At 68.5% G+C, this 12221-nt stretch carries 7 protein-coding genes; 4 read left to right on the forward strand and 3 right to left on the reverse strand.

Translation table 11 applies throughout. The annotated features are described in order from the left end of the window. The coding region (locus tag PKE44_RS08170; RefSeq protein WP_324549924.1) for a hypothetical protein at nt 1-2216 on the forward strand (2216 nt) is incomplete at its 5' end. 78 nt (nt 2217-2294) lie between these two features. Here PKE44_RS08170 and PKE44_RS08175 read toward each other — a convergent pair. The 3 genes from PKE44_RS08175 to moeB all read right to left on the reverse strand — a co-directional run bounded on the left by PKE44_RS08175 (nt 2295) and on the right by moeB (nt 5116). After that, nucleotides 2295-3323, reverse strand: coding sequence for a glycosyltransferase (locus PKE44_RS08175; protein ID WP_324549926.1), 1029 nt, complete (start codon nt 3321-3323; stop codon nt 2295-2297). An 8-nt stretch (nt 3324-3331) separates the two neighbouring features. Further along, nucleotides 3332-4153 (reverse strand): ChbG/HpnK family deacetylase, encoded by an 822-nt coding sequence (locus PKE44_RS08180; protein ID WP_324549928.1) that lies wholly within the window; start codon nt 4151-4153, stop codon nt 3332-3334. Between the two features lie 210 nt (nt 4154-4363). Further along, on the reverse strand, nt 4364-5116 hold the full coding sequence (gene moeB, locus PKE44_RS08185) for a molybdopterin-synthase adenylyltransferase MoeB (protein ID WP_324549930.1): 753 nt from the start codon (nt 5114-5116) through the stop codon (nt 4364-4366). 170 nt (nt 5117-5286) lie between these two features. Here moeB and PKE44_RS08190 point away from each other — a divergent pair, with 170 nt between their 5' ends. The 3 genes from PKE44_RS08190 to PKE44_RS08200 all read left to right on the forward strand — a co-directional run. Further along, entirely contained in the window at nt 5287-8037 is a 2751-nt protein-coding gene (locus PKE44_RS08190) for a hypothetical protein (protein WP_324549932.1), read from the forward strand. 238 nt (nt 8038-8275) lie between these two features. After that, on the forward strand, nt 8276-10336 hold the full coding sequence (locus PKE44_RS08195; protein ID WP_324549934.1) for a hypothetical protein: 2061 nt from the start codon (nt 8276-8278) through the stop codon (nt 10334-10336). 74 nt (nt 10337-10410) lie between these two features. Continuing rightward, the coding region (locus PKE44_RS08200) for a GMC oxidoreductase (protein ID WP_324549937.1) at nt 10411-12221 on the forward strand (1811 nt) is incomplete at its 3' end.

Here is a 12221-nt window from a genome sequence, read left to right on the forward strand (position 1 = left end):
CCGGCGGCGGCACCGCAACGACGACGGCCACAGCGGCCCCGCCGCCGCAGAGCCGCACGCGCACCGCGGTCAAGGAACTGCAGTCGCGCAACTACACGTTCGTGTTCGAACGCATCGAGGCCGCGGCCGACACCGGCGCCGGCTACTGGCTGCCCGAGGACATCTCGGCCGGCAAGAGCCTGAAGGTCCCGGACCGGCTCGACAAGAAGACCCTCGAAACCCTGACCGGCAAGGCCGGCGGCGTGCTGCTGCTGCCGCGTGAATGGTCCGGCACGCCGCTGCCGGCCGGCACCGGCAAGTGGCAGGGCTCGGCCGCGAAGGGCAAGGGCGTGACCGTGCAGAGCTACTCGGCCCCGAGTGCCGGCGCCGAGGGTTCGGTGGTCGTCGAGGTGCCGGTGAAAGACGCAGCCCCCGGCAGCACGCCGCCGGTGCTGACGCTGCCGGTGCGCGGCCACCCGGACCTGCCGGGGCTTGCGGCCGCGCGCATCACGCGCAAGGTGCTGAAGGACAACAAGGGCAACGGCGGCGTCAGCGGCTTCCGCATCAAGACGCTGAGCCCGGTCGAGTTCACCGACCTCGGCCTGAGCGACGGCTGGGGCGTCGAGGGCAGCGGTTTGCTGACCATCGACAGCCTGCCGTTCCTGAAGGGCGCGCAGATCGGCGTGATGCTGATCGACGGCGAACTCGGCTTCGCGGCGATCTTCGACGCCGGCGAGTTCAAGCTCGGCGGGCCGCTGAAGATGACCGGCGGCAATCTGGCGCTGGCGATCGTGCCCGGCGGGCCCCTGCAGGCCAGCGGCCGCATCGACTTCGCGCTCGGCGAGTACGCGAGCGGCTCGATCGCCGCCGGCGCCGGCCCCGGCGGCGTCACGCTCGACGGCTCGCTCGCCTTCGAGAAGGGGCTGTTCAGCGGCGAGGGCCATCTGCGCTACGCCGCCGGCAAGTGGTCGGCGGACGGCAGCTTCACGCTGCAGCGCAAGTTCCCCGGCGTCGACAAGCTGTCGCTGACGCTCGGCTACGACGGCGAAACGCAGCTGCTGCGCCTCGGCGGCGATGCGGATCTCAGCGTGCCCGGCTTCAGGAAGGCGAGCTGCGCGGTCGCTGCCGATGCCGCCGGCAACATCGCGCTGTCGGGCAGCGCCGAGCTTGCCGACACGCTGCCGAAGATCAAGGCCGGGCGGCTGACGCTGACGCTGAACCGCCCGGCCGGTGGCGACTGGAGCTTCGGCGGCAGCGGCGAACTCGAACCCGACCTCAAGGGCGTGCCGGCCTCGGCGAAGCTGCTGCTGAGCTACGCCGACGGCCTCGTCACCGGCAAGCTCGCGGCGGCGTATGCCACGAAGCTCGTCGGCGGCACGCTGACCCTGAACGCCAAGGCCGGCGTCGGCGAGCAGCCCGAGCCGCTGAAGGTCTGGGGCAGCGGCAACGTCGACTTCAAGGCCGCGCCGTGGCTGAAGGCGACGGTGGGCCTGACGCTCGGCGAGGACGGCACGCTGACCGTCGCCGGCAAGCTCGGCATCCCGGCGCCGGTCGAGCTGTTCCCGAAGAAGGAATACAAGAAGCAGATCCTGCCGCTCGCGGCGCCCTCGATCCCGATCTTCGGCTTCGCGGTCGCCGGCGTGAACGTCGGGGTGTTCCTGAACATCGACGGCTCGCTCGACTTCATCGCCAGCTTCGGGCCCGGCCAGCTCACCGAGGCCTCGGTCGGCATCACCTGGAGCCCGGACGACGAGGACGCCACCGAACTCGACGGCAAGGCCACCTTCGTGATCCCCGCCTACGCCGGGCTGAAGCTGACCGTCGATGCCGGACTCGGGGTCGGCGCAGCGGTGATCAGCGCCATCGGCGGCCTGAGCGTCTGGGGCGAACTGGGCGTTAAGGCCAGCGCCGGCCTCGGCGTCGACCTGAAGTGGAAGCCCGGCCTCGGCATCAAGCTCAACGGCGAGGCCAAGGCCGATGCCGAGGCGGTGCTGAAGCTCGGCGCCGGCGGCTTCATCAAGGTCGTCGCCAAGATCATCGGCACGATCTACGAGGAGCGCTTCCCGGCCGGCGAATTCACGCTCGGCTCGGGCCTGAAGATCGGCGTGACGCTGCCGGTCAGCTACGAGCCGGACAAGTCCTTCGAGCTCGACTTCTCGAAGATCGACATCCGCACGCCCGAGATCAGCGCCGGCGATCTCGTCGACAAGATCAAGGACCAGCTGCCGAGCCCGTGAGGCAGGAACGACGACGGCGCCGCCGGCCGGGCCGGATGCGCCGTCGGGGACAGGCGGGGGATGCCGTCTGCGCGCGGATCAGCCGGCGAAGCGCGAGGGCTCGCGCTCGCGACCGGTCTCGGCGGCTTCATCCTCGAAACCGGCGCGCTCGTGGACCAGGAAGGACGGCCGGCCCTTCAGTTCCTCGTAGATCTTGGCGATGTACTCGCCGACGATGCCGAGGCTGATCATGATGAAGCTGCCGATGATCAGCAGCGTGAATTCGAGCGTCAGGAAGCCGGCCGCGGCGTTGCCGCGCACCCACGACACCAGCGCCTCGCCGCCGACGATGGCCGCGAACAGCAGCGTCACCGAGCCGAGGATGGTCACCAGGCGCAGCGGCGCGCCGGTGAACGACAGCACGGCGGTGGTGGCGAGGTTGACGAGGCCGAGCAGCGACCACTTGCCGGTGCCGGCGGCGCGCGGCGCGACGCTGAACGGCACGCTGGCCTGCGGGAAGCCGATCCACTGCGCCAGGCCGCGGAAGAAGCGCTCGCGCTCGGGCAGGCGCTCGACCAGCACCTCGACCGCGGTGCGATCGAGCAGCTTGTAGTCCGACGCGCTTTCGAGATCGATGCGCCCGAGCCGGCTGATCAGGCCGTTGAAGAGCTTCGCGCGCGCACGCTGCATGAAGCTGTCGGTCGAGCGGTCGCGCTTGACCGCGTGCACGACCATCGCGCCCTCGCGCCAGCACTTCAGCATCTCCGGGATCGCCGACGGCGGGTGCTGCAGGTCGGCATCCATCGTGATCACGGCCTTGCCGCGCGCCGCACGCAGGCCGGCGAGCAGCGCGGCCTCCTTGCCGAAGTTGCGCGAGAAGCGCAGGCCGCGCACGTAGCCGTGCCGGGCGGCGGCTTCGCGGATCTGCTCCCAGGTGTCGTCGCGCGAACCGTCGTCGACGACGATCAGCTCGTGGCTGACGTTGCACTGGCGCAGCACGCCGGCGACGACCTCGATGGCGTGGCGGATGCCCTCGCCCTCGTTGTGCGCCGGCAGCACGACGCTGATGGTCGGCGGCTCCGGCTGCACGCGCGGGGTGGACGAATCGACGACTTCAAGCTGGACCATGATGACGATCACTCCGCGGCGAGGGCCCGGAAGGAAACCAGACGGATGCCGGCCTGCGCGCAGTGATCGCGGAAACCGGGGTCGGTCAGCGCGGCGAGCTCGCGCGACCAGTCGTGATAGGCGAGCAGCCGCCCGTCGCGCACCTCGGCGGCATCGAACTCGCCGGGGTGGCACATCAGTTCGTATCGACCGCCGGGCGCCAGACCTGACAGCGCCCGGCGCAGCTCCGGCAGACCGAGCCGACCGCTGCCGGCAAGACCGAGCAGGCGCGGCTGCGGCGAGTCGGCACGCGTGGCGGCGGCCATCGCGCCGAGCAGCAGGTTGCGGATCAGCCCCTGCGCGCCCTGCCACTCGGGCGTCGTGCGCCGCAGCCAGCGGATGCCGTGGCGGCGCGCGAGCCGGGCCGCGACCCGGTACAGGGCCGGCAGCATATGGACGTGCTCGTGGCTGTTGATGAAGACCGGATTAAGCCCGGCATCGGCGACGCGGGCGATCTGCGCATCCCACTCGGCCTCGACTTCGGCGAGCGGCCAGCGGCCGGTCAAGATCGCCGTGAGAGCTGCGAACTTGCCGGGCAGGCGACCCTCGGCGAGACGCGCGGCCAGCGCGCGGGTCAGCGGTTCACCCCAGCTCAGCGTCAGATGCACGCCGGCATCAAGCGCCGGCGTGGCGCGCAGGCGCGCGGCCGTGGTTTCGAAGCGCGGACCGTTGGCCATGACGCCGGTGGCGCCGACGCTGCCGGCGGCGTGCGCGGCGAGGATGCCGCGGCTGACGCAGTCGAAATAGCCGTAGTCGTCGGCGTTGACGACCAGCGCGATGCCGGCACTCACGCGTGGACCGTCCGTGCCGCGATCCGGGCGGCAGCGGGGACGGTGGCAGCGGGCGCGGGCAGGGCTTCGGTCATGGCGACGGCGGGCCGGCAGTGGCGTGCGCAGGGGCACGACGGGCGCGCATCATGCCCGACGCAAATGTCCCGCACAATGACCAGAAGCTGCCGAAAACAAAAGAATTTTCGGATTTCCGCTGCGAGGATTCCGGCCTCAGCCGGACTGCGTGCCGCAGACCGGACAGCCGGCGTATTTCGGCACCCGCACCTCGTGGAATTCCATGGTGCGTGCATCCATCAGCAGCAGCCGGCCGGTCAGCGGCTCGCCGGCCCCGGTCAGCACCTTGATCGCCTCGACCGCCTGCAGGCTGCCGATGATGCCGACCACCGGCGCCAGCACGCCGGACTGCGTGCAGCTCTCGGCCGGCTCCTCGGCCGAGCGGTACAGGCAGCGGTAGCACGGCGCCTCCGGCACGCGCGGATCGACGACCATCGCCTGCCCTTCCATGCGGATCGCCGCACCGGTCACCAGTGGTTTGCCGGCCGCCACACAGGCGGCGTTGATCGCCAGGCGCGTCGTCAGGTTGTCGGTGCAGTCGAGCACGACATCGGCGCGCGCCACCGCCGCGGCCAGCGCCTCGTCATCGAGCGCCTCGGCGATGGTCTCGATCGCGACCAGCGGATTCAGCGCCCGCACGCGGTCGCGGGCCGATTCGACCTTGGGCCGGCCGATGTCGGCCTCGGCGTGTGCGATCTGGCGCTGCAGGTTGCTGGTGTCGACGTGATCGAAATCCACCAGCAGCAGCCGCCCGACCCCGGCCGCGCCGAGATACATCGCCACGGGTGAGCCGAGGCCGCCGAGGCCGATCACCAGCGCGGTCGCCGCGCGCAGGCGCTCCTGACCCTCGATGTCGATCTCGGGCAGCATGATCTGGCGGCTGTAGCGCAGCAGTTCTTCGTCGTTCATCGCAGGGACTCCGGCGACCGGCCGCAGCCGGCGGGGTTCAATTCTGAAAAAAAGTTAAGGGCAGCCGGCAAGCCCGGGGCTTTACTGCCCCTGAGACACCCGGCTTCAGCACGCGCGGCCCCAGCACACACGGACGGCCGCCGGCCCGGATCGCCACCAGGGGCTATGCCATGACCGAAGGATCCCGCGAAACCGCTGCGGCTGCCGACGACCTCGCCTATCCGGAACCATTGCGCGATCGCGAACAGGTGCTGCTCGAACGCCGGCGCGCGCGGGCCGGCGTGCCGGACGATGCCGTACGCCTCGGCATGGCATTCTCCGGCGGCGGCATCCGCAGCGCGACCTTCTGCCTCGGCTTCACACAGGCCCTCGCCCGCGCCCGCGAGCTGCGCCAGGTCGATTATCTGTCGACCGCCTCGGGCGGTGGCTACTTCGGCGGCTTCCTCGGCCGGCTGTATGCGCGCGACTACGTGGCCGGTCCCGACAAGGTCGAGGCCATGCTCGACCCGGAACTGCCGCCCTCCGCCGCCGGGGTCGGTCGCGATGATCCGGCCTTCCGTCCGAACGCCTTCCGCTGGCTGCGCGAGAACGGCCGCTACCTGGCACCGAACGGTGCCGGTGACCTGCTGCTCGCGTTCGCCGTGGCGCTGCGCAACTGGGCGGCGATGCACCTGCTGCTTGCAAGCGGCGTGCTGGCGCTGCTGCTGCTGCTGCAGGTGCCGATCCTGTGGCTGCCGGCCGATGGTGCCGTGGCTGCCGCCCTGCCCGGCAGCGAGCGCCTGCTCTGGTGGAGTCCGCTCGCGGCGCTGCTGCCCTGGGTGTTCAACTTCGTGCTGCTGCCGCTCGGCTGGGCGTACTGGCTGATCGCCGCGCGCGAAGGCCTGGACGGCAAGGCGGTACCGGCACTGATCGACTGGCGCCAGCCGGCGGTGGCCGGGCTGCTGGTACTGCTCTGCCTGTTTTCCGGTCATGCCGGGGCCGGCATCGACCTGCTGCTGGTCACGGGTCTTGCGCTGCTGCTCACCCGGCAAGCGACCCGCGCCTGCCGCAGCCCGATCCCGCGCGAGCGCGCCGACAAGGCCCGCGACCTGCTGTCGCGCCGGCTCGGCAAGGCCTTGCTCGGCTTCGGCCTGCTGCTGGCACTGGTGCTGATCGACACGCTCGGACGCACCTGGTATGCGCTGCTGACGCACACGGATTCGGGGCTCGGTGCCTGGTTCATCGCCATCGGCGTCGCGATCCTGGCCGTGGTCACGCGCGCCTCGGCGCTGGTCGAACTGCTGTCGAAACTCACCGGTCACGATGCCGGCAGTGGCGCCCGCGTGTCGGTGCAGATGCTGACGCTGATCGCAGCGCTGGTGCTCGGTACCGGCGCGCTGTCGCTGATCGATCTGGCCGCGCAGGCCTTCGTCTGGGGCTTCGAAGCGCCGGCTGGCGTGCCGGCCACGCTGGTCGGCAGCGGCGCCGGCGGCCGGCTGGCCGGCAGCGAGGCACACACCGGCATCCTGCTGCTCGGCCTGATCGGCAGCACGGCGGTCAGCTGGGCCATCGGCAGTCGCGACAGCCTCGGCTTCCTGAACCGCACCTCGCTCGATCCGCTGTACAGCGCACGCCTGACGCGCGCCTATCTCGGCGCCTCCAATCCGCGCCGCCACGATGACAGCGCCTTCGAGGCCGTCACCGAAGTAGCCCCCGGCGACGACATCGGCCTCGACGATTACCACCGCCGCGGCATTCACCGCGGCGCACCGCTGCACCTGATCAACGTCACGATCAACGAGACCGTCGACGGAAAATCCCAGATCCAGCAGCAGGACCGCCACGGCCTGACGCTGGCGCTCGGTCCGGCCGGACTGTCGGCCGGCGTGCGCCATCACGCCGTGTTCGTGCCGGACGGCGACGATGATCGCGACGACTTCGAGGAAACAGCGGCGATCCCGCGTGACCGGCCGCAGGCGCTGGTGTTCGGCCCCACCGTCCACGACGACGAGGACGGCGAGCGCCTGCCGGTGTTCGCGTGGGAGCAGCCGGCAAACGGCATCGCCCCGGTCTGCGCAGGCGCACGCCTGTATACCGCCGAGCCGCTGACGCTCGGCCACTGGCTCGGCATCTCCGGCGCGGCATTCTCGACCGGCCGCGGTCAGGGCACGAGTTTCGGCGTCAGCCTGCTGTCGGGCTTCTTCAACGCCCGACTCGGACGCTGGTGGGATTCGGGCGTGCGGCGCCAGAACACCTGGCGCGATCTGCCCTCGCGGCTGTTCGGCGCACACGCGCTGCTGCTGCGCGAATTCCTGGCCCGCTTCCCGGGCACGGCGACCCGGCACTGGTTCGTGTCGGACGGCGGCCATTTCGAGAACCTCGCGCTGTACGAACTGATCCGCCGGCGCCTGCCGTGGATTCTGGCGATCGACGCCGGCTGCGATCGCGACTTCACGTTCGATGATCTCGGCAACTTCGTGCGCAAGGCCCGACTCGACTTCGGCGCCGAGGTACGCTTTCTCGATGCCGATCAGATCAGGGACACGGAACTGGCACGGTACGGCATCGGTGCACTGGAATCCCTGCGCATCGATCGCAGCACTGCGGATGCTTCGGCACGGGCATGCGCGGCATTGGCCAGTATCAGATATGCCGACAAAAGCTGCGGCGTACTGTTGTACGTGAAGGCAACCCTCTACGCCGATCTGCCGGCCGACGTGCGCGAATACGCCGCCGGCCACCCGGCATTCCCGCACGAACCGACCTCGGACCAGTTCTTCGACGAGGCGCAGTGGGAAAGTTATCGTCGGCTCGGCGAGCACCTCGGCCGTGTACTGCTCAAGCTCCCGCCGGCCGGCTCACCCGTGGATTCCGCAAACACATCCCCCTCACCAGGCTTGCGGCAGCTGTTTGCTGATCTGCAGCAAACCGTCGGCCGCTGATCGATCATCACTGGCATCGGACATCCCCAGCATTGCCATCCGGACAGGATGTCTGAATTACGACCACCGCCGGATAGGCACGACCCCCCATCCACGGCAGCGTTAGCCGCGCATCCGGGCCCAGCCCCGGGAAAGCCCACCACAGAGAGGGACAAGAGCAATGAGAAGCCTCTGCCTGCCTGCCGCCGCCCTGGCCGGCCTGTTCGCCCTGCAGGTCCCCGCCTTCGCAGCCCCGCCGATGGACGAAGCCAAGGCCGCCGGCAAGAAACCGTCTGATCTGCCCGAGCTCGCGATCGACCTGTTCAAGGACATGGACAACGGCATCGCGCTGTCACCCGACGAGATCAAGGGCCGCAACACCTGGATGATCTGGACTGCCGGCAATCAGGCGTTCTGGAATCACATCGCGCAGCACAGCTTCGGCACGATCGACCTGCTGAAGATTCTCGATTCGCGCAAGCGCTCCGAGCGCTTCAATTACTACGGACTGATGAACGAACCCGGATTCAAGCAGGCAAGCAAACCCGATGCCTTCGGGCTGTGGCTCGACGTGCCGTCCGAACCGGAGGCCGCCGGCGTCGATCCGGCGATCTACGGGCGCTCCAGCGGCATCGTCGGCCTGCGCCTGTTCCCGAATCCGGAATTCACGCCCGAAGCCGCGAAACGCTGGGATGCCGAACGTTATTACGGCGACCGCAGCTATTACTACGATCCGAAGCTGATCCGTCCGTACCGGGTCGGCATGAGCTGCGCGTTCTGCCATGTGTCCTTCCATCCGCTGCATCCGCCGGCAGACCCGGCCGCGCCGACCTGGAAGAACCTGTCGACCAACATCGGCGCGCAGTATTTCTGGGTCGGTCGCATCTTCGGCTATGACCTCGAAAACGACGACTTCATCAAGCATCTGCTGAACTCCGCCGAGCCCGGCGCGCTCGATACGTCCTTCATCGCCTCGGACAACATCAACAATCCGCGCACGATGAACGCGATCTACAACGTCGCGGCGCGCCTCGAAACCGGTCATGAGGAACAGCTCACCGGCGGTGCACTGGATTTCCCCGGCAACACCGCAAAGATGAAGGTGCCGCACATCCTGAAGGACGGTGCCGATTCGATCGGCGTGCTCGGCGCGCTGGCGCGCGTCTACCTGAACATCGGCGAATTTCATCAGGAATGGCTGACGCATTTCAGCCCGATGGTCGGCTTCAAGCCGCAGACGCCGATCGAGGTCAAGGTCATGCAGGCCAACTCGACCTACTGGCTCGCCGGTCAGGAGCGCGTCGGCAACCTCGCGAAGTTCTTCGTCAAGGCGGCGCTGCCGACCAGTCTCGCCGATGCCCCCGGCGGTCAGGACTTCCTGCCGAAGGATGCCGGCGTCGTCGCCCGCGGCAAGGTGGTGTTTGCCGACAACTGCGCGAGCTGCCATTCGAGCAAGCAGCCGCCGAAGGAAATGACCCGCGGCACGCCGGAATACCAGGCCTGGATGCGCACCGAGGTCGCGAAGCCGGACTTCCTGCAGAACAATTATCTGTCCAATGAAGCCCGCATTCCGGTCACGGTCGTCAGGACCAATGCCTGCGCGGCGCTCGCGACCAATGCCGTGCGCGGTCACATCTGGGACAACTTCTCGTCGGAAACCTACAAGACGCTGCCGTCGGTCGGTGACATCGACGTGATCAATCCGGTCACGCGCGAGCCGTGGAAATTCCAGGCGCCGGCCGGTGGCCCCGGCTATTACCGCGTGCCGTCGCTGGTCAGCGTCTGGGCCTCGGCGCCGTTCCTGCACAACAATGCCCTCGGCATCTACACGAATGACCCGTCCACGGCCGGACGCATGAAAGCCTTCGACGACGCTGCCGAGAAACTGCTGTGGCCGCAGAAGCGCGAGAACAGGATCTACCGCACGAGCGGCGTCACGTTCTTCAAGCTCAACGAGGTCTTCCTGCCCGATCTGCTGAAACCGCTGGCCGATGACGACGGCTATCTGCGCATCGGCCCGATTCCGGCCGGCACGCCGATCAACCTGCTCGCCAACCTCGACGTGACCGTCGACCTGAAGGATCCGAAGCACGTCGGCCGGCTGCTGAAACTGCTGACCAAGATCAAGTTCGATCTGGCGCGCATCAAGCTCGGTGGCCTGAGCGAAACCGAAAGCACGGCCCTGCTGAAGGAACTCGTGCCCGATCTGCTGAAGCTCAGCAACTGCCCGGATTTCGTCGCCGATCGCGGCCATGAATTCGGTGCCGAGCTGCCCGATGCCGACAAGCGCGCGCTGATCGAATTCATGAAGCTGATGTGACCTTGCCTGCGCCCGTCCGCCAGGCGGCGGACGCGGCGCGTTCGAACGCTGATCCCGCTTCAGGAGAATCGGCCATGAGCACCCCGGAATACGATTACATCATCGTCGGCTCCGGCGCCGGCGGCGGCCCGCTTGCCGCGAATCTCGCGAAAGCCGGTCATCGCGTGCTGCTGATGGAAGCCGGCGGCGACGATGAAACCGACAATTACCGCGTGCCGGCCTTCAACGGTCAGGCCTCCGAAGACCCGCTGTATCGCTGGGATTTCTTCGTCAAGCATTATTCCGAGCGCCCGCAGCGCGACAGCAAATACGTGGCCGCCGAGGACGGCATCCTGTATCCGCGCTGCGGCACGCTCGGCGGCTGCACCGCGCATAACGCGATGATCACGGTGCTGCCGCATGACAGCGACTGGAACCACATCGCCGAAATCACCGGCGATGCAACCTGGCTGTCGGGCTACATGTACCGCTACTGGCAGCGCCTCGAAGCCTGTCGTTATGTCTCCAGACCCGCCGAGGGCGAGGACAATCCGAGCGGCCACGGTTACGACGGCTGGCTCAGCACCGAGATGGCCGATCCGGCGCTGGCGATCACCGATCCGCAGCTGACGACGGTGCTCGTCGATGCGGTGCTGGAGGTCAAGCACAACCGGATCGAGCGCATCGACCAGCTGCTCGGCCTGCGCTTCGATCCGAACGACCGGCGCGTGCAGACCAAGAGCCCCGAGGGCCTGGCCCTGACGCCGATCGCGACGCACAAGGGCCAGCGGGCCGGCGCGCGCGACGCGATCCGTTCGGCGCAGCAGTCACACCCCGAAAACCTGACCGTGCAGCTGCACAGCCTCGTGACGCGCGTGCTGCTCGACGAAGACCTGCGCGCCACCGGCGTCGAATACCTCGAAGGCGCCAGCCTGTACCGGGCCGATCCGCGCGCCGCAACGCAAGGGCCCGAACCCGGTGCACGCCGGCAGGTGCTGGCCAGGCGCGAGGTGATCCTCTGCGGCGGCGCCTTCAACACGCCGCAACTGCTGAAGCTCTCCGGCATCGGGCCGCGTGCCGAGCTGGAGAAGTTCGGCATTGCGGTCCGCGTGGAATTGCCCGGAGTCGGCGAGAACCTGCAGGACCGCTACGAGGTCGGCGTCGCCAGCGAGATGCGCCGCGATTTCCGCATCCTCAACGGCGCGTCCTTCCGCGCCACCGGCCCCGACGGCCAGCCCGATCCGGCCTACGTCGAATGGCAGCAGGGCAAGGGCCTGTACGTCGCCAACGGCGCGGTGATCGGCATCATCAAGCGCTCGACCCCGGATCGCCCGGAGCCGGATCTCTACATCTTCGGACTGCCGAGCTTCTTCCGCGGCTATTACCCCGGCTATTCCGAGGTGATCGGCCCGGTCAAGAACCATTTCACCTGGGCGATCCTGAAGGCCCATACCAGTAACTGCGCCGGCAGCGTCACGCTGAAATCCGCGGATCCGCGCGACCGGCCCGACATCAACTTCCGCTATTTTGACGAAGGCAACGACGCCGGCCAGCAGGACATCGATGCCGTGGTCGCCGGTGTCGAATTCGTGCGCGAGATGAACAAGGGCCTGCTGAACAAGCTCGTGACCCGGCGCGAGGTCGTGCCCGGCCCCGACATCGAATCGAAGGAACAGATCGCGCAGTTCATCAAGGACGAGGCCTGGGGTCATCACGCCTCGTGCACCTGCAGGATCGGCCCGTCCAGCGATCCGATGGCGGTGCTCGACAGCCGCTTCCGCGTCTACGGCACGAAGGGCCTGCGCGTCGTCGATGCCTCGGTATTCCCGAAGATTCCGGGCTTCTTCATCGTCACGCCGGTCTACATGATCAGCGAGAAGGCGAGCGACGTGATCCTGGAGGACGC

Source organism: Plasticicumulans sp., from assembly GCF_035331805.1.
In the GTDB taxonomy this organism is placed as follows: Bacteria; Pseudomonadota; Gammaproteobacteria; order Competibacterales; family Competibacteraceae; genus Plasticicumulans.

Bases quoted from the DNA above. Each gene is read 5' to 3' on its own strand.
- PKE44_RS08190 (WP_324549932.1), top strand. From the start codon at position 5,287: ATGACCGAAGGATCCCGCGAAACCGCTGCGGCTGCCGACGACCTCGCC.
- PKE44_RS08195 (WP_324549934.1), top strand. From the start codon at position 8,276: ATGGACGAAGCCAAGGCCGCCGGCAAGAAACCGTCTGATCTGCCCGAG.
- PKE44_RS08175 (WP_324549926.1), bottom strand. From the start codon at position 3,323: ATGGTCCAGCTTGAAGTCGTCGATTCGTCCACCCCGCGCGTGCAGCCG.
- moeB (WP_324549930.1), bottom strand. From the start codon at position 5,116: ATGAACGACGAAGAACTGCTGCGCTACAGCCGCCAGATCATGCTGCCC.